Consider the following 18,134-nt stretch of genomic DNA (forward strand, 5'->3'; position numbering starts at 1 on the left):
TGACATCCATGGACTGGGCCGAGGCGGGGTTTAGCCCGCAGACTGCTCTTGCGCTGCGGCGCGCGCCTGGGTCAGCCAGTCATTGACCAGGGCCTCGTGTCCCTTGAGCCAGGCGTCGGCGTGGCGCTCCACATCCGCCGGCTTGTTCTGGCCCTTGTTCATCAGGCCGTTCTGGATGTTGATGTCGTTCAGCGGCAGCTTGACGATGGAGAAGAGCTTGGCGGCCGCCGGGTTGGCCTCGGCAAACTGCTTGTTGGCGACTATGTGCATGGTGTTCACCGCAAAGCCGTAGTTCTTGCCGTTCGGCAGCCGGGTCTTGTCCCCATCAGGGGCATCGGCGGGCACCTCCAGCCACACCACATCCTTGCCCGGCACCAGCTCGCTGCTGAGCCAGTAGGGGGTCCAGGTGTAGTAGAGCACCGGCTTGCCGGCCTGGTAACGGGCCAGGGTATCGGCGATCAGGGCCGCGTAGTTGCCCTGCTTGTGGGTCACCGTGGGGGTCAGGCCGAACTCGTCCAGGTGATGGTTGATGGCTCCCTCACAGCCCCAGCCCGGGTTGCAGCCCACCAGGTCGGCCTTGCCGTCGCCATCGCCGTCGAACAGGGCCGCCAGCCTGGGATCCTTGAGCTGGCCCAGGTTGGTGATGCCGTATTGGGCCGCCGTCTTCTTGTCGATGAGGTACCCCTGGGCGGCACCGGCCACATAGGTGCCCTGACGGAAGAACACCTTGTCCCCCCCCGCCTGCTGGTACTTGTTGTCCTGCAGCGGTATCCAGTTGAAGGCGAGGAAGGTGCCGTCCCCCTGCGCCACCGAGGCGTAGGCCACGTTGTAGTCCACCTCCTGGGCGGGCTGTACCTCGTAGCCGAGGCGCCCCATCAGCTTGCTGACCAGCAGGCTCTGGAAGGCCTCCTCCGGCAAGGAGCTCTGCAGGGGCTGCACCTTGACCCCCTCCCCCGGCAACTCGGCGCTGGCCATGGCGAGGGAACTCAGCAGCAGGGTGCTCAGGGTCAATCCTTTGGTGATCTGTTTCATGCTTTAACTCCTTGGTAATCGAGGGATTTGCCGCGGCCACACAGACGCAGCAGCAGGGCGACGGGGCCGCGCTGATGCCAGCGGCCGACCCGGCTGCGATCCGGCTGCCCCATCGCCTGGGTCAGTCGGTCGAGGACGATGGCCAGCAGCACTATGCCGAGGCCGCCGATGGAGGCGAGCCCCATGTCGAGGCGGCCTATGCCGCGCAGCACCATCTGCCCCAGACCGCCGACCGCGATCATGGAGGCGATCACCACCATGGAGAGCGCCAGCATCAAGGTCTGGTTGACCCCGGCCATGATGGTGGGCATGGCGAGCGGCAGCTGTACCTTGAACAGCAGCTGGGAGGGGCTGGCGCCGAACGAGTGGGCCGCCTCCACCAGATCGGCGGGCACCTGGCGAATGCCCAGCATGGTGAGGCGGATCATGGGGGGCAGCGCGAAGATGACGGTCACCACTACCCCGGGCACGTTGCCTATGCCAAACAGCATGACGATGGGAATGAGGTAGACGAAGGCCGGAGTGGTCTGCATGGCGTCCAGCAGCGGCCGGGTCCAGGTGGAGAGCCGCTCGCTGCGGGCCAGCAAGATGCCCACCGGCAAGCCTATCAGCACGCAGAAGAAGAGCGAGGTCAGCACCAGGGAGAGGGTCACCATGGCATCGGACCAGGCCCCGATAAGGCCTATCCCGACAAGGGACGCGAGCGTGCCGAGTGCCATGCGCCCACCCACCAGTTGCCAGGCGATCAGGGTCAGCAGCCCCATCATCAGGGTGGAGGGCACCGTCTGCAGCAGCTGGGTCATGGCCCCCAGGGCCAGCTCCACTGGCGCGCGGATCAGCTGGAACACAGGGCGCAGGTTCTCCACCAGCCAGCCGATGCCCCCCTCGACCCAGCTATCCAGCGGCACCAGGGCCTGCTGGAAGGGATCCAGCCAGTCGACGGCGGCACTGTTGTCGACCGCTGCGATCTGGCTCTGCCAGTCTGCCGCCTCTGTGGCCGTACTGCCCCAGGGATCCTCGGCTGGCGTGGTGGTGGCAGCAGCCCCCCAGGGATCGGCCTGTGCCTCGTCGGCCCAGGCGGGAGTGCTGGTCAATAGCAACAGCGCCAGCAAGCCGGTCAGCAGACGCTTAAAGTGGTTGAGATTCATACCGGGGTACTCCTGTCCAGGGTGTTGAGCAGATTGGCCTTGGAGATGAGTCCCAGATAGGTGCCATCCTCCTCGACCACGGGCACCTGACAGGGTGCAGCGGCCACCTGGCTGATGAGTTCGTTGAGGGAGGTGTCCGCCAGTATGGGCTGGATGTCCGCCAGCAGCGCCTGCTCCAGGCTCCCCTTGTCACGGACCGCCCGGCCGAGCGACTCGACCGAGACGACCCCGAGGAAGCGGCGGCTGCGATCCACCACGTAGCCATACTCCCGCTCCAGCTCCTTGAGCTGGCGCAGGGCGTTGCCCGGCCCGTCCGTGGTGTGCTTCTTGATGAGGGGGGTCTGCTTGCGGCTGGCCACATCCCGGGCGCTGAAGACGTTGGCGAGATCCACCCCGCGAAAGAAGGCGCGCACATAGTCGTTGGCGGGCTGGTTCAGGATCTCGTCCGGGGTACCCACCTGCACCAGCTGGCCATCCTGCATGATGGCGATGCGATCGCCGATGCGCATCGCCTCGTCCAGATCGTGGGAGATGAAGACGATGGTGCGCTGCTGGCTGGCCTGCAGCTTGAGCAGCTCGTCCTGCATCTCGGTGCGGATCAGGGGATCCAGCGCCGAGAAGGCCTCGTCCATCAGCAGGATATCGGGGTCGTTGGCGAGCGCCCGGGCCAGCCCGACCCGCTGCTTCATGCCGCCGGAGAGGGCATCGGGGAAGGCGTCGATCCACGGCCCCAACCCCACCTGGTGGAGCGCCTGACGGGCGCTCTGCTGGCGCTCCGCCAGGGGCACCCCGGCCAACTCCAGCCCGAAGGCGGTGTTTTCCAGCACGCTCAGGTGCGGCATCAGGGCGAAGGACTGGAACACCATGCTGATCTTCTTGCGCCGCACCTGGCGCAGTTCGCGCTCCGAGATGGCGGCTATGTCCTCGCCGTCGATCAGCACCTGGCCGCGGGTCGGCTCTATCAGCCGGTTGAAGAGACGCACCAGGGTGGATTTGCCCGAGCCGGAGAGGCCCATCACCACGAAGATCTCCCCCTCCTGGATGGCCAGATTGACATCCTGGACCCCCAGGGTCTGCCCGGTCTTTTGCAGTATGCTGGCGCGGTCGTGCCCTTTCGCCAGCAATTTGAACGCTTTTTCCGGATGTTCTCCGAAGATTTTATAGAGCGATTTCACTTCGAGTTTGACTGTCATACTGTCCTTTTTTTATGGCCGGCATCTTGCTGTTCCTGCTGCCGAACGCGCACCAATTACTTTTAACACTAAGTAATTTTGAGCCAAAACAAAAGAACCGTAAGAGTCCGCCATGACGAGCCAAGTCATAAGCATATGATTTTTATCACTTATTTAAAGCAACAAAAATTCAACAGATGACCGAAAAAGATCGGGAAAATATGAATAAACTGCATAAAGAGTCCATACCACATCCATTTAATGAGTAAAATCAAGCGAGTGAGAGGCATGAATGAGGGTGGTTCCCGGGCAGAGGATACCTCCATCGGCACTCATGAAATGATTACAGAGCTAACCATATTTAATCCCTGTGCAGGGGAGAGTTCAGGAGAGGGGTGAGCGGAGCAGGAACCGATGCGGGGCGCGGCGGCAAGGTCGCAAAAAAAGCCCCTCGCTGTGGAGGGGCCTTGCCGACGGGAGGGACTAGCGTCGCCGCCAGGTTTCGAAGCAGTAAGGATAAGGGTTCTTCTCGTCGGGCTGATGGGGATCGCTCTCGGTGCGCACCCAGTCGCTCTCGTCGAAGGCGGGGAAGCGGGTGTCCCCTGCCACCGCCAGATCGATCCGGGTCAGATAGAGGCAATCCGCCTTGGGCAGCAGCTGTTCATAAAGATAGCCGCCCCCAATGACCATCAGCTCATCCACTTTCTCGCCGCTTGCCAGCAAGGCGAGCGCGGCCTCCACCGAATCGACCACCTCCACCCCTTCTGCGCGATAGTCGGGATTGCGGCTGATCACCAGATTGCGGCGCCCGGGCAGCGGGCGACCTATGGACTCGAAGGTCTTGCGCCCCATCAGCACCGGCTTGCCGAGGGTCACCCGCTTGAAGTGGGCCAGATCGGCGGGCAGATGCCAGGGCATCTGGTTGTCCAGGCCAATCACGCGATCGTGCGCCATGGCGGCAATCATGGAAATGTGCATGGGTTCAGCCTCTTGCAGCCTGTCTCAGACAATGGGCCGGTTACGGTACACGACCAGGGAGGGGATCGCCAAACCGAAACTGAGGGCCCCCACGATAAAGAGCACCTTGAGGCCGTTGGTCACAGCGTGGTGGATAAGCTCTGTGGTCACCCCCGAGATGTTGAGCTCCACCACGGCGATCATGGTCTTGAACGCATAGGCACCTGGGATCATGGGGATGATGGAGGCGACGCTGAACACGGGACGCGGTGCCAGCAGGCGCTTCGACCAGTAGACGCAGACAAAGCCCACCGTGGTGGACGCCGCCAGGGTGGCCCACTCGATGGGCATGCCGTAATGAATGAGCAGGGTGCGCAGGCTGTGGGCCAGGGCGCCCCCCATGGCGCAATACTTCAGCATCCTCGGCGGCACGTTGAACAACATGGCGAAGCCGACCGCCGGCATGGCAGACCAGAACGCATCCCTGGCCAGCAGCAAGAGCAGTTCCATCATGGCTGCGTCCCTCCCGCCAAGGCGACCGGGCAAGGCGCCGGCCCAGGGTTCAAGCTCGCGGCACAGAGGCAAAGCCCGATTGTCCCGCTCCGGGAGCGGGTAGTGTCATTGCATCTCATATGGAGTTCCACCACAGCTTCCAGCCCCAGATCCCGGTGACCGACATGGCCAGCACTATGCCGATGACGGCGCTGATGGTGAGCAGGGTCGCCATGCCCCAGCGGGCCAGCCCCAGGTTGAAGTAGCCCTTCACCATGTCGGAGACCGCGTTGATGAGCGGGAAACCCGGCACCAGCAGCAAGACGCTGGCCGCCATGGCGAGATAGGGCTGGTCTCCCCACTGGAAGTAGGTGGCGCAGGAGGCGATCAGGGTGGCGACGAAGCCGGTCGCGGCGAAGTTGATGAGCGGGCTGTGGTGATGGCGAGCCATCAGCTGGCGCACTCGCATCGCCACCGAAGAGGCGACGAAGGTCACCAGGAAGATGGGCCAGTCGCCGCCGAACAGCACGCTGAAGGCGCCACAGGAGAGCCCCACCATGGGCACCACCAGCCAGGGGTGATAATGGAACGGCACTATGCCGTCGAGCCGCTGGCGCACCTCCCGTACACCGATCAGCTCCTTCTCCGCCAGGATGCAGATGCGCTGGACCTCGCACACCACCTGCATGTTGATCCCCTGATCCCGCACCCGGCGGGTGGTGGTGACGCAACTCCCCTGATAGAGGCTGGTGAGCACTATGGCGCTGGCGGAGATGGCCATCTCGACGCTCTCCAGCCCCAGCGCCAACCCGAGCCGGACCGTGGTCTGCTCTATGATGCGCCCCTCGGCACCATGCTGGGCCAGCAACTGGCCCACCTTGACGATGATCCGGGTGATCTCTGTCTGTTGCTCCCGCGACAGCACCCTTCTTGGAGTGATACTTCTCATAATCCCTTAGAGTCGTAGCAAGATGAATTGTGCCGAGATATTACCCCAAGCGTTATATTCCTTCATCCATATCTGTGGATTTAGCGGGCCGTCATGGAATTAAATGAGTGCGCGACTGGGGTTTGCAGCAAATAAAAAACAAACCACCCTGTTTATTAACATTGGGTGGTTTGCGCCGAAGGAAATATTGAAAATAACGGTACAGGATGGCGGCCAATAAATTATTTAATCCTCGGATGATCCGCCAGCACTATCACATTGTCTGGCGGCAGGCTCTCTTCGGCTTGCGCCAGTGACTCCTCCTGCAGGTGAAGCATGTGACGGCGCATGGCATAGACGGAGTCGTGCATCATGTTGGCAATCCGGATGCAGCTGTCGAGGTTGTTCCTGGCCAGGCGGCGCTGGCAATCGATGCGAAACTGCAGGCCCCGCAACCTTCGCTGCTGATCCGGCCCCACCTGGGCGATCAGCGCCTCTATCTGCTGGTGCAGCAAGGCATCGAGCCGCTCCGGCTCGGCCAGGGCCCAGTGTTTGAGCGTATCAAAATCTGGCAGCTCCATATCCCCTCCTGGCCAGACTCCCCGCACATCTCGGTACGACCACGCCCGGCACATCATTTCGCCGTCCACAGGAAGGTTATATAAGATAGTGGGGATTTTGGGTCAGTCGACTCCGAGCCACAGGAGTCCACTTTTTCATCCAGCTGGCGGATATTGGGCGAGAGGAGAGATTTATTCTTTAGGATTCATGAAATTATCGTGATGTCACATGCGTCACTTTTTTTATAAATTTTAAAGGCTTTTATGGCTCTTCTTATTCCCTATTCATCGATAGCGAATAAATCTGCTTTTCGTTCGACTCTCAATTTACGCCTTTCCATCTCGTACCCGAGCCGGTGGTTTAACATATCTCACTGATTATGTTATTTTATTTACCACTTTTTCCAATGACCAAGGGTTGAGCATGAGCAAGGCAAGAATCGGTATCGTCACCGTCAGCGATCGCGCCAGCGCGGGCATCTATGAAGATCTCTCCGGCAAGGCCATCATCGACACCCTGAACGCCTATCTGACCTCGGAGTGGGAGCCCGTCTATCAGGTGATCCCGGATGAGCAGGATCAGATCGAGGCGACCCTGGTTCGACTGGCGGATGAGGAGTCATGCTGCCTCATCGTCACCACGGGCGGCACAGGGCCGGCCAGGCGGGATGTGACACCGGAAGCCACCGAAGCCGTGTGCGATCGCATGATGCCGGGCTTTGGCGAGCTGATGCGGGCCGAGTCCCTCAAGTTCGTGCCCACCGCCATTTTGTCACGCCAGACCGCCGGCCTGCGCGGCACCTCCCTCATCGTCAACCTGCCGGGCAAGCCCAAGTCCATCCGCGAGTGCCTGGATGCGGTCTTCCCCGCCATTCCCTACTGCATCGACCTGATGGACGGCCCCTATCTCGAGTGCGACGAAGCCGTCATCAAGCCGTTCAGACCCAAGAAATAAGGCATTCCCCAGAACATGAACACGGTGGCCGGGTCTCCCCGGCCACCGTTATTTCCGCCCTATTTGCGGCCGTACACCTTGACCCCCGCCTTGCTCCCTTCCGAATTGCCATAGACCTCGATCCGCTTGATGCAGACCCGGCTGCCGAGGGACTTCCAGCCCGACTCCTGATCCTCTTTCAGGCCCTTGTCAAAGTGCAGCGTCTTGCTGCGGTCATTGCCGTAGATCACCTTGACCCTGTCCAGGGTCAGCTCCCGCCCCGCCTTGACCATGATGGACCTGGCCGGTCGGCAGATGATGATAGGGATAATGGCTGGGTGATCGCCTACCCCCAGCAGTAGGGTGTTACCCAGCCGAAATTCATCGTCGGCCATGGCCGGGGACACCACCCCGCCGAGCAGCGCCATCGGCACCAGGATGCGCAAGGCGCGAGTAAAGGGGGATGAGAGATGAAGTGAAAACAGACCTGACATTATGCCTCCTGAAAAAAGGGGGCATGATAAGGGTCCATAGCCAAACCCAAGCTGTACTGGAGCTGTACCAGGGGGCAAGACAATAGCCAGGCGAGGCTCATACAGGCGATGGCACCTCAGGCGCCGGGCCTGTGATGGCGGGGGCTCAGGCCCCCGTCATCACCTCCGGGGAGACTAGTTGCCCCACATGGTCATCAGCTGTGACTCCATGGCCTCTTCCGGCTCATCCGGCAGTGCGGTGAAGAAATCGAGCCCGGTCTGCTCCTCCACCGCATCCACCGTCACTATGTAGTCCGCAAGCTTGCTGGCCGACACATTCTCCTGGGGCAGGATGAAGGCGATGGCTTCCTGATTGGCCACATCCATCACCACCCTGTAGTAGGCGTGGGGCACAGTCACGCCGTTGCCGATGGCGCCATCGGAGTTGGTGAAGATGGGGCCCGTGATCACCTGGACATTCTCATAGGCGATGGCCCACTGCCGGGTCTTCTCCTCCAGGATGCGCCAGGCCCCCTGATTGAGTGCCGGCAACTGCGGCGTCATGTTGGTCAGCAGGAAGCTCTGCTTCATGGTGGTGGCGCTGGTGCGCATGTCCGCCGCGGGCGCCTGATGGCCGCGATCAAAGCCCGAGCCCTTGTAGTCCGCCAGAGTGGCGCGGTACTGCACCGGCACCTCCTTGTCCTCGGCGAAGGCATCCTTGCGCGGCACCTGCCCCTGGGCGCTGGCCGCCGTCATCCGGTAGGAGACCCAGTCAGAGACCTTGGTGTCATAGTTGTAACCGGCGGCATAGCCCTCCCGGCACAACAGCTGACTGGATTGACCTGGCACCCCCAGGGTGACGTGATCCTTGCACTGGAAGCCCGCCGCCAGGGTCGGGAAAGCGCTGAGAGTAAATCCGATAGCCAGAACTAATTTATTGATATTATTCATCATTATGCCACTCCTTGTGTTAGGCGGAGTGATTTGACACCAGGTCGGACGAGCAAGGCAATCGCACAAATAGCGAGCAATTCGGAAATGTGAGGGGGGCGGCAGATCGGTGAAATCCCTGTCGCCAGCTGGGGGATTGCCATCCCTCCCTCCCTGTGACAGGAAAAGGACTTTGACTTGGTTATCAGATAGATAGGCAGACAAAAAGCGGAGCCACCGGCTCCGCTGCGCTTATCGTACTGCTCAGCTCTTCACCTCAGGCCTTGGGGTATCGGGCCGGGACGGCGGCAGGATCGGCAGCACTATCTGCGGCTGCTCCCCGGTCAGGCTCTTGAGGTAGGCGGTCATGTCGTCGGCCTCCTGCTCGCTCAGGCGCTGGCCGAGCTGGATGTCCGCCATGATCTGCACCGCCTCCTTGAGATCCCAGACGGCGCCGTCGTGGAAGTAGGGGTAGGTCAGCTCTATGTTGCGCAGGGTGGGCACCTTGAACCAGCCGATGAGCTGCGACTCGCCGGTCACGGCGCCACGCCCCTGGGCCGGGTTGTCGGTCTGGTAGTGCTTCACCAATCCCATCTTCTGGAAGGAGTTGCCACCTATGGCGACCCCGTTGTGGCAGGCGGTGCAGCCCTTCTCCTTGAACAGCTGGTACCCCTTCAGTTGCTGCGCCGTCAGCGCCTTGCCGTCCCCCTTCAGCCAGCGATCGAACGGCGCGTTGGGGGTGATCAGGGTCTCCTCGAAGGCGGCGATGGCATCGGTGACTTCATCTATGCCGAAGTCTGCCTTGCCATAGACGGCATCGAAGCGGGCGCGGTACTCGGGCAGGGTGTGCAGGGTGCCCACCGCCAGCTTGTGGGTGAAGGCCATCTCCAGCGGGTTCTCGATGGGCCCGGCCGCCTGCTCCTTGAGATCCTTGGCGCGGCCATCCCAGAACTGCACGAAGTTGAGGCTGGAGTTGAGCACGGTCGGGGAGTTGATCGGTCCCTCCTTCCACTTGTGGCCGAGGGAGCTGACCTGATTATCCACCCCGCCGGTTGCCAGGTTGTGGCAGGAGTTGCAGGAGATGGCATTGGATTTTGACAGTCTAGGCTCGAAGAACAGCATCTTGCCCAGCTCGACTTTCGCCGGGTCTTTCGCCCTGGCGGCCTCGACCGCTTGTATCGGTTCACTCGCCCACCCCATCCCGGGCAAGGCCAGTGCCAGTAGCAGACAATATTTATTCATCTTTTTTCTCTCCCTTGAGTCTGCGAACAATCGCAGCCTCAGCCTGCCCGGGAAAGGCTGTCTTTTATTTGCCCAAGATCAATGCCAGTCATAAAAAACCACAACAAAAACAATGGATTGATTTATTTCAGACGGAATAACGGCGGGGACTTGCGAGGTAAAAACAAGCTGAATTTCGATGAATGAATTATGAGCTAATTCATCAGCAACGACAGCCCATTAATTAGATTGCTGTCATTGAATAAAGCGATTATTCAATATGCAGTGGCGACCGTCCGTTAATTAGATCCATTTAATATGCATCATAAATATGAGCAGCTGTCGCCACCCATAATAAATAAGCCGGTCTGAACCGCTGTTCCCCTTATTTCAGACGATGCCATTTGTCACTCCTTCACTTATTAAGGAGGCGAATGGTTGTGCTTTTCAATCAAGATAAGGATATATGATGAAAAAGTCCCTGCTGGCCGGTGCCCTGCTGCTCTGCCCCGCCGCCTTCGCTGCCACAGTGCACTGGGAATACAGCGGCGAGGGCGGCCCGGCGAAATGGGCCAGCCTGACCCCGGAATATGGCCAGTGCGCCGGCAGCAACCAGTCGCCGGTCAACCTCTCGGGTCTGGTGGAGGCCGAGCTGGCGCCGTTGCAGTTCCACTACCTGCCGGGCGGCAAGACGCTGGTCAACAACGGCCACACGGTGCAGGTCAACTATGCCCCCGGCAGCAGCCTGGAGCTCGATGGCATGCGCTTCGAGCTCAAGCAGTTCCACTTCCACGCCCCCAGCGAAAACCTCATCGAGGGCAGATCCTATCCGCTTGAGGGACATTTGGTGCATGCCAACGCCAAGGGTGAGCTGGCGGTGGTCGCCGTGATGTTCGAGCCGGGCAGCGCCAACCCGGCCCTGAGCCAGGCCTGGCAAACCCTGCCAGCCAAGGCGGGAGAGATCCACGCCTTCAAGGAACCGATCTCGGCGGAGCAACTGCTGCCCGCCCAGCGCGACTACTACCGCTTCAGCGGCTCCCTGACCACGCCGCCCTGCTCGGAAGGGGTGCGCTGGCTGGTGATGAAGCAGCCGGTGCAGGTGAGCCAGGCCCAGATCGACGCCTTCAAGGCGGTGATGCACCACCCCAACAACAGGCCAGTCCAGCCCCTCAACGGGCGTCAGGTGCTGCAATAAGGGGGTTATCTCACCGATTTGCGCAATAGAAAGAGGGCCTTCTGGCCCTCTTTTTGCGTTCATTCACCTACCGTTACAGGCTGGCGGCAATCTTTTCCCCCAGAGCCGCGTTGTTCAGCACCAGCTGGATGTTCGCCGCCAGGGAGTCACACCCGGTCAGCTCGCACACCCGGACTGACCGTTACAGGCTGGCGGCAATCTTTGCCCCCAGGGCCGCGTTGTTCAGCACCAACTGGATGTTCGCCGCCAGGGAGTTGCCGCCGGTCAGCTCGCACACCCGGGCCAGCAGGAAGGGGGTGGACTCCTTGCCCTTGACCCCCTGCTCGTCCGCTTCCCGCAGCGCCTGGGCAATGGCCGCGTCTATGTCCGCCTTGGGCATGGCAAACTCGGTCGGGATGGGGTTCGCCACCACGGCGCCACCGGCCAGCCCCAGCTCCCACTTGAGGCGCAGCGCCTCGGCGATGGCCGCCGGGGTGTCGAGGCGGTAATCCACCTTGAAGCCGCTCTCCCGGGTGTAGAAGGCGGGCAGCTCCTCGGTCTGGTAGCCGATGACCGGCACCCCCTGGGTCTCCAGGTACTCCAGGGTCAGACCGATGTCGAGGATGGACTTGGCGCCGGCACAGACCACGGCCACCGGGGTCTGGGCAAATTCCTGCAGGTCGGCGGAGATGTCGAAGGTCTCCTGGGCGCCGCGGTGCACGCCGCCGATGCCGCCGGTGGCGAACACCCGGATCCCCGCCATGGCGGCGATGATCATGGTGGAGGCGACTGTGGTCGCCCCCAGACCCTTGTTGGCCAGCACGAAGGGGATGTCGCGACGGCTGCACTTGGTGGCGGCGTGGCCGGCCCGGCCCAGCGCCTCCAGGGCCCCCTCATCCAGACCCACCTTGAGGCGGCCATCGATGATGGCGATGGTAGCCGGCACGGCGCCGTTGTCCCGCACCACCTGCTCCACCTGGCGCGCCGTCTCCACGTTCTGCGGATAGGGCATGCCGTGGGAGATGATGGTGGACTCCAGGGCAACGACGGGTTTACCGGCGGCCAGGGCTTCGGCGACGACAGGTTGGATATCGAGGTAAGCGTTCAACATGGGTACTCCTCCAGCATGCGTTCAACGGCGGCCTTGGATAGGCCGGAAAAGACGGTATCGGAACAATTGACGGTAAGGGCGGCGCAGCCGAGGGCGAATCGGGTCGCCTCCATGATGCCCTGCTCCAGCAACCAGGCGTGGGCAAGCCCTGCCATGAAGGCATCGCCGCCGCCGGTCACGTTGACGACAGGGCTGCCGAGCACGGGCAGATGGCCCTGGCACGCCCCGTCGCTGTAGAAGATCCCCTGATCGCCGAGGCTCAGGAACAGACGCTGCACCCCGGCGCGGTGGAACCAGGCCGCCGCCATGGGCCAGGTATCTGGCCCGGCGATGCGGAAGCCACACAGCTGCTCCGCCTCGCTGCGGTTGGGCTTGAGGGTGTGGATGCGGTGCAGCCAGGGGCGGATCTTCTCCACCTTGGCCACAGAGACGGTATCGACGAAGATGATGTGCTCACCCTGGCGCTCGAACAGCCAGTCCAGGGTGTGGGTGGCGAGGTTGGTGTCGAGCACCCAGAGCCGCGCCGCCTGCAGAAAACCGCTCAAGGGGGTGAGCCTGGCCGGAGTCAGCTCGTCGATGATGCCCATGTCGTTGACGGCGCAGCTCATCTCGCCGCTGCCATCGTGCAGGCTGAGGTAGCAGGAGGTCGCCTGCCCCTCCAGCACCAGCACCTGGCGCACGTCGACCCCGGCGCGCTGGCTCACCTCCAGCAGGTGATGGCCGTACTGATCGTTGCCCACTGCGGTCAGCAGCCGGGTGTCGGTGCCGAGCCGCGCCAGGTTCTCGGCGATGTTGCGCCCCACCCCGCCGGCGGAGGTGCGCACCCGACCCGGGTTGGAGTCGCCGATGCGCAGGTTGTCGTGACTGCAGCCGCAGATATCCATGTTGGCACCGCCGATCACCACGGCATAGGGGCCTTCGCGCAGCACATAGCCTCGCCCCTGCACATAGCCCTGGCGCATCAGGCTGGAGATGTGGCTCGCCAGCGCCGAGCGGCTGATACCCAGTCTGTCTGCCAGCTCCTGCTGGGCAATCATGGGATCCTGTCGCAGCAGGGCGAGGATCTCCTGTTCACGTTCCGTCATAGACAAACATCCAGTTATAAACGTTTGTCCATTATTTCCGAAAAACGTTTTCCCGCCATCCTCTCGTGCAAGAAATGTCGGGTCAGCCACAAAAAATCACCGGGCAAGCCCGGTGATAGAAAAACGGTTTTCAGATGATGCCACTCAACCCAGCTTTACCCAGACCTCGCTCCCCTCCAGCCGCACCGGCCAGCAGGCGACACTCAGGGCCGGATCATCCAGGCAGCGACCGTCCATCAGGGCGTAGCGCTGCTTGTAGAGGGGCGAGGCGACCACGGGCTCGCCCCCGGCATCCCCCACCAGGCCGCGCCCCAGCACCGCCACCCCGGCCAGGGGATCCACCCCGTCCAGGGCATAGACATGCTCCCCGAGGCGAAACAGCGCCAGCACCCGCCCATTCAGCCAGGCGCTGCGCCCGGCCTGCTCCGGCAGCGCCGCCAGCTCGCACACCCGATGCCAGGCCCCGGTCGCTGACTGCAAGGTCTCTTCTTTTATGTCGCTCATACCACCTCCTTGATAGCGATATCCGGCACCCATTGCCCCCGCTCCTCACGGCGCGGCGGCGTCTGGTCCTCGGGCCGGTTGACGAAGGCCTCGAACAACTTGAGCTTGTCCGGATCCGCCAAGGTACTCTTCCACTCGCACTGCCAGGTGCCGACTATCTCCCCCATCATGGCCTCCAGCTCGGCACCGATGCCGAGCCTGTCCTCGATGATCACCGACTTGAGGTAGTCGAGCCCCCCTTCCATGTTCTCCATCCAGACCGAGGTGCGCTGCAGCCTGTCTCCGGTGCGCACATAGAACATCAGCAGCCGGTCGATGTAGCGGATCAGGGTCTGCTCGTCGAGATCGGTGGCGAACAGGTCGGCGTGGCGCGGCCGCATGCCGCCGTTGCCGCACACATAGAGGTTCCAGCCCCGCTCGGTGGCGATGACGCCGATGTCCTTGCTCTGGGCCTCGGCGCACTCCCGGGTGCAGCCGGAGACCGCAAACTTCAGCTTGTGGGGCGCCCGCAGCCCCTTGTAGCGGTGCTCCAGGGTCTGGGTCAGGGTCATGGAGTCCTGCACCCCGTAACGACACCAGGTGGAGCCGACACAGGACTTCACGGTGCGCACCGACTTGCCGTAGGCCTGGCCGGTCTCGAACCCCGCCGCCACCAGCTCGCCCCAGATGGCGGGCAGCTGGTCGACCCGGGCACCGAACAAGTCGATGCGCTGGCCGCCGGTGATCTTGGTGTAGAGGCCGTACTTGCGCGCCACCTCCCCGATGGTGATGAGGCCGTCCGGGGTGATCTCCCCCCCCGGGATGCGCGGCACCACAGAGTAGGTGCCGTCCTTTTGCAGGTTCGCGAGGAAGGCGTCGTTGGTGTCCTGCAACGCGCGGTGGGGCTTCTCCAGCACGTGCTCGTTCCACAGCGACGCCAGGATGGAGGCCACCGTCGGCTTGCAGATGTCACACCCCAGCCCCTGGCCGTGCTTGTCCCGCAGCGCCTCGAAGCTCTTCAGCTCGCCGACCCGGGCCAGGTGATAGAGCTCCTGGCGGCCGTAGGCGAAGTGTTCGCACAGCCCCTTGTCCGCCTCCACACCGAGGTCCGTCAGGGTCTGATCCACCACCTGCTTGAGCAGGTTGCTGCAACCGCCGCAGCCGGTGCCCGCTTTGGTGCAGCTCTTCACCGCCGATAGCTCGTGGTTGCCCGCCCGAACGGCGGCCACCACCTCCCCCTTGCTGACGTTGTGGCAGGAGCAGAGGATGGCGCTGTCCGGCAGCACCAGGGGTGCGGGGGCGGCGCCTGCCTCCCCCACCAGCAGGGAGAGCGGCGGCTGGGGCAGTGCCACTCCGTTCTGGTAGTACTGCAGCAGCCGCTCATAGTCGGCGCCGTCCCCCACCAGAATGGCGCCGAGCAGGCGGCTCCCCTCGCCGTCGGTCACCAGCTTCTTGTAGATGCCCTTGACCCTGTCCAGCAGCAGCAGCTCCTGGGCACCGGCGGTGGCGGCGTGGGCATCGCCGATGGAGCCCACGTCCACCCCCATCAGCTTGAGCTTGGTGGACATGTCGGCCCCGACAAAACGGGTCTCGCCACCGCACAGGCTGGCCACGGCGGCCCGGGCCATCTGGTAGCCGGGGGCCACCAGGCCGAAGATGCGCCCCTGCCAGAGCGCACACTCGCCGATGGCGAGGATGGCAGGATCCGAGCTGTGGCAGCCGTCGTCGATGCAGATGCCGCCGCGCTCCCCGACCTCCAGTCCGGATTGGCGGGCCAGGGCGTCGGCGGGGCGGATGCCGGCCGAGAACAACAAGACATCGGTCTCAAGGTGGGAACCGTCCTTGAAACGCAGCCGGTGGCGTGCCTGCTCCCCCTGCTCTATGCACTCGGTGGCCCTCTCCACCAGCACCTCGACCCCGAGAGCCTGGATCTTGTCTCGCAGCACGGCACCACCGCTCTCGTCGAGCTGCACCGGCATCAGCCTGGGGGCGAACTCCACCACCTGGGTCTTGAGGCCGAGCAGCCGCAGGGCGTTGGCCGCCTCCAGCCCCAGCAGGCCGCCACCTATGACCACGCCGCTGCGGGCCTGGGCGCAAGCATCGCGGATGGCGGCAAGATCCCCCAGGGTGCGGTAGACGAAGCACCCCTCCCGCTGATGGCCGGGGATGGGGGGCACGAAGGGAACCGAGCCGGTCGCCAGCACCAGACGGTCGTAAGGGAACTGCTCGCCGTTGGCCAGGGTCAGGGTGCGGGCGGCCCGGTCGAGCACCTCCACCTCGGCCCCCAGCCGCAGCGTTATGCCGTTCTCCTCATACCAGGCGGGATCCGCCATGCGCAGCGCCTCCGGGGCCTTGCCGCCGAACACCTCGGAGAGGTGCACCCTGTCGTAGGCGGAGTCAGGCTCGGCCCCGAACACCGTCACCTCGAACCGATCGAGGCCGCCCGCCGCCACCAGCTGTTCGACGAAGTGATGGCCCACCATGCCGTTGCCTACCACCAGCAGCCTTTGCTTTGCGGTCTGTTTGGCGGATCCGGCGCTCTGGCGATCGAGCAGACCCATGCCATCCCCTGTCACCCACTGTTGCTCTTTGTCAGTCATGTCTCTCTTCCTTGAATCCGTTTGGGCTCAGGCGCGCAGCTTGCTGCGCACTTTCTCGGCCGCCTTGAGGGGGGTCACCTTGCGCTGCTTCTCGTAGAGGAAGCGCAGCACCTGCTGGCGCAGCTTGTGATAGTGACCATCGTCCGCTAGGGCGACCCTGTCTCTGGGCCTTGGCAAGTCCACGGTCAGGATCTCCCCGACGGTGGCGGCGGGGCCATTGGTCATCATGACGATGCGATCGGAGAGCAGCACCGCCTCGTCCACGTCGTGGGTGATCATGATGACGGTGTTGCCAAGCTCCGCCTGGATGGCCATCAGGGCATCCTGCAGATGGGCCCGAGTCAGGGCGTCGAGGGCGCCGAACGGCTCGTCCATCAGCAGCACCTTGGGGGAGAGCGACAGGGCGCGGGCGATCCCGACCCGCTGCTTCATCCCCCCCGACAGCTCATGGGGCATCTTCTGGCTGGCGTGATCCATCTGCACCAGGGAGAGGTAGTAGTCCACCCGCTCCGCCACCGCCCGCTTGTCAGACTCCACCTGGCCCACCGCCAGCGCCACGTTCTGCTGGACGCTGAGCCAGGGCAGCAGGGCGTGATTCTGGAACACCATGGCCCGCTCCGGCCCCGGGCCCGCCACCTCGCGGCCATCGAGGATGATGCCGCCGAGAGTCGGCTCCAGCAGCCCGGCCACCAGGTTGAGGACGGTGCTCTTGCCGCAGCCCGAGTGACCGATGAGAGAGACGAACTCCCCCTTCTCGATGCGCAGGTTGACCCGGCTCAAGGCCTCGAAGCTGCCCTGCTCCGTCTCGAACGAGATGCCGACGTCGCTTAACTGCAGATAACTCTTCATTGGCTCTTCTCCTGCCTGAATAGGAATGTGATTAACGCAGTACCTGGCGCTTGTCCCAGGACAACCACTGCTGCAGGGCCAGCATGCCCCTGTCCAGGGCGCAGCCGATGAGGCCTATGGTGATCACCGCCACCATGATGCGGGCCAGGGAGGCCGAGCCGCCGCTCTGGAACTCGTCCCACACGAACTTGCCGAGCCCGGGGTTCTGGGCCAGCATCTCCGCCGCGATCAGCACCATCCAGGCCACCCCCAGGGAGAGTCGCAACCCGGTGAAGATCATGGGCAGGGCCCCGGGCAGCACGATGCGCCGCACATGGGTCACAAACGACAGTCGCAGCACCCGGCTGACGTTGTGCAGATCCCCATCCAGCCCCGCCACCCCCACCGCGGTGTTGATCAGGGTCGGCCAGAGGGAGCAGAGGGTCACCGTCAGGGCCGAGGTGAGGAAGGACTTGGCGAGCCAGGGGCTCGGGTTTGCATAGAGAGCGCTCACCACCAGCGTGATGAGGGGCAGCCAGGCCAGGGGCGACACCGGCTTGAGCAGCTGGATCACCGGGTTGGCGGCGCGATAGAGCCCCTGGTTCATGCCGAGCAGCACCCCGCACGGGATGGCGATCAGGGTCGCCAGAGTGAAGCCGCACAGCACGGTGAGCAGGCTGGTGGCTATCTGATCGAAGAAGGTGGGGCGCCCTGTGTAGGGGCGCAGCTTCACCTCGGCCGCCGGATCCGCCGCCAGCCTTGCCGCGTTGCGAACCTGCTGGCGCTCGAGGAAGGCGCTCGCCTTCTCCCGCTCCGCCAGATGCTCCTGACCCAGGGACCAGAGCTGGCTGGCGGTGGCGAGCGGCCCGGGCAGGGTGCCCAGACTGGTCTGCACCTGGCTCGCCCCCCACTGCCAGAGGCCGAGGAACAGCAGCACGCCGAGCAGGGGCTGCACCAGGGTTTTCCAATCAATGATTTTCCACTGAAGTCGTTTCATTGCGCTCTC

General features: G+C 63.3%; 18 protein-coding genes. 2 read left to right on the top strand and 16 right to left on the bottom strand.

The window, feature by feature from the left end; translation table 11 throughout:
* Positions 1-30 precede the first annotated feature (30 nt).
* The 7 genes from proX to AC1IN8_RS06420 all read right to left on the bottom strand — a co-directional run bounded on the left by proX (position 31) and on the right by AC1IN8_RS06420 (position 6,310).
* The gene (proX, locus tag AC1IN8_RS06390; RefSeq protein ID WP_429108859.1) at positions 31-1,032 is read right to left on the bottom strand and encodes a glycine betaine/L-proline ABC transporter substrate-binding protein ProX; all 1,002 of its coding nucleotides are present in this window, start codon (positions 1,030-1,032) and stop codon (positions 31-33) included.
* The gene (proW, locus tag AC1IN8_RS06395; RefSeq protein WP_479758396.1) at positions 1,029-2,180 is read right to left on the bottom strand and encodes a glycine betaine/L-proline ABC transporter permease ProW; all 1,152 of its coding nucleotides are present in this window, start codon (positions 2,178-2,180) and stop codon (positions 1,029-1,031) included. Before proW ends, proX begins: the two co-directional genes overlap by 4 nt.
* The gene (gene proV, locus AC1IN8_RS06400; protein ID WP_247625681.1) at positions 2,177-3,373 is read right to left on the bottom strand and encodes a glycine betaine/L-proline ABC transporter ATP-binding protein ProV; all 1,197 of its coding nucleotides are present in this window, start codon (positions 3,371-3,373) and stop codon (positions 2,177-2,179) included. Before proV ends, proW begins: the two co-directional genes overlap by 4 nt.
* 462 nt (positions 3,374-3,835) lie before the next feature.
* On the bottom strand, positions 3,836-4,330 hold the full coding sequence (gene folA / locus AC1IN8_RS06405; protein WP_479758397.1) for a type 3 dihydrofolate reductase: 495 nt from the start codon (positions 4,328-4,330) through the stop codon (positions 3,836-3,838).
* A 24-nt stretch (positions 4,331-4,354) separates the two neighbouring features.
* Positions 4,355-4,822 carry a threonine/serine exporter family protein gene (locus AC1IN8_RS06410; protein WP_139437249.1) on the bottom strand — a complete coding sequence of 156 codons (468 nt, stop codon included), beginning with the start codon at positions 4,820-4,822 and terminating at the stop codon, positions 4,355-4,357.
* A gap of 115 nt (positions 4,823-4,937) precedes the next feature.
* Positions 4,938-5,750 (bottom strand): threonine/serine exporter family protein, encoded by an 813-nt coding sequence (locus tag AC1IN8_RS06415; protein ID WP_139437247.1) that lies wholly within the window; start codon positions 5,748-5,750, stop codon positions 4,938-4,940.
* 221 nt (positions 5,751-5,971) lie between these two features.
* Positions 5,972-6,310 (bottom strand): DUF3135 domain-containing protein, encoded by a 339-nt coding sequence (locus tag AC1IN8_RS06420; RefSeq protein WP_479758398.1) that lies wholly within the window; start codon positions 6,308-6,310, stop codon positions 5,972-5,974.
* 403 nt (positions 6,311-6,713) lie between these two features.
* On the opposite strand from AC1IN8_RS06420, the gene mog reads away from it, so the two are divergent.
* The gene (gene mog / locus AC1IN8_RS06425) at positions 6,714-7,244 is read left to right on the top strand and encodes a molybdopterin adenylyltransferase (RefSeq protein ID WP_479758399.1); all 531 of its coding nucleotides are present in this window, start codon (positions 6,714-6,716) and stop codon (positions 7,242-7,244) included.
* Positions 7,245-7,303: 59 nt separating this feature from the next.
* Here the strand turns inward: mog and AC1IN8_RS06430 are convergent, their stop codons facing one another.
* The 3 genes from AC1IN8_RS06430 to AC1IN8_RS06440 form a co-directional block, all read right to left on the bottom strand.
* Positions 7,304-7,651 carry a DUF2541 family protein gene (locus AC1IN8_RS06430; RefSeq protein ID WP_241672794.1) on the bottom strand — a complete coding sequence of 116 codons (348 nt, stop codon included), beginning with the start codon at positions 7,649-7,651 and terminating at the stop codon, positions 7,304-7,306.
* A gap of 240 nt (positions 7,652-7,891) precedes the next feature.
* A complete protein-coding gene (locus AC1IN8_RS06435; protein WP_479758401.1) occupies positions 7,892-8,647 on the bottom strand; it encodes a DNA/RNA non-specific endonuclease in 756 nt (251 codons plus the stop codon).
* A gap of 243 nt (positions 8,648-8,890) precedes the next feature.
* Entirely contained in the window at positions 8,891-9,868 is a 978-nt protein-coding gene (locus AC1IN8_RS06440) for a cytochrome-c peroxidase (RefSeq protein WP_139437237.1), read from the bottom strand.
* Between the two features lie 448 nt (positions 9,869-10,316).
* Here AC1IN8_RS06440 and AC1IN8_RS06445 point away from each other — a divergent pair, with 448 nt between their 5' ends.
* Complete coding sequence (locus AC1IN8_RS06445) at positions 10,317-11,042, top strand: carbonic anhydrase (protein ID WP_479758402.1); 726 nt, start codon at positions 10,317-10,319, stop codon at positions 11,040-11,042.
* A gap of 181 nt (positions 11,043-11,223) precedes the next feature.
* On the opposite strand, the gene AC1IN8_RS06450 is transcribed toward AC1IN8_RS06445, so the two are convergent.
* The 6 genes from AC1IN8_RS06450 to AC1IN8_RS06475 form a co-directional block, all read right to left on the bottom strand.
* Positions 11,224-12,132: a pseudouridine-5'-phosphate glycosidase gene (locus AC1IN8_RS06450; protein ID WP_319916255.1), complete on the bottom strand. Its 909-nt coding sequence runs from the start codon at positions 12,130-12,132 to the stop codon at positions 11,224-11,226.
* Positions 12,126-13,217, bottom strand: coding sequence for a PfkB family carbohydrate kinase (locus tag AC1IN8_RS06455; RefSeq protein ID WP_265435545.1), 1,092 nt, complete (start codon positions 13,215-13,217; stop codon positions 12,126-12,128). Before AC1IN8_RS06455 ends, AC1IN8_RS06450 begins: the two co-directional genes overlap by 7 nt.
* A gap of 144 nt (positions 13,218-13,361) precedes the next feature.
* Positions 13,362-13,721 (bottom strand): nitrite reductase small subunit NirD, encoded by a 360-nt coding sequence (gene nirD / locus AC1IN8_RS06460; RefSeq protein WP_319912668.1) that lies wholly within the window; start codon positions 13,719-13,721, stop codon positions 13,362-13,364.
* A complete protein-coding gene (gene nirB, locus AC1IN8_RS06465; RefSeq protein ID WP_479758403.1) occupies positions 13,718-16,300 on the bottom strand; it encodes a nitrite reductase large subunit NirB in 2,583 nt (860 codons plus the stop codon). The genes nirD and nirB overlap by 4 nt, the downstream gene beginning before the upstream one ends.
* Positions 16,301-16,327: 27 nt before the next feature.
* Entirely contained in the window at positions 16,328-17,149 is an 822-nt protein-coding gene (locus AC1IN8_RS06470; protein ID WP_479758404.1) for an ABC transporter ATP-binding protein, read from the bottom strand.
* A 31-nt stretch (positions 17,150-17,180) separates the two neighbouring features.
* On the bottom strand, positions 17,181-18,125 hold the full coding sequence (locus tag AC1IN8_RS06475; RefSeq protein WP_429160211.1) for an ABC transporter permease: 945 nt from the start codon (positions 18,123-18,125) through the stop codon (positions 17,181-17,183).
* Positions 18,126-18,134 lie beyond the last annotated feature (9 nt).

It is taken from the genome of Aeromonas sp. 130281 (genome assembly GCF_056642115.1).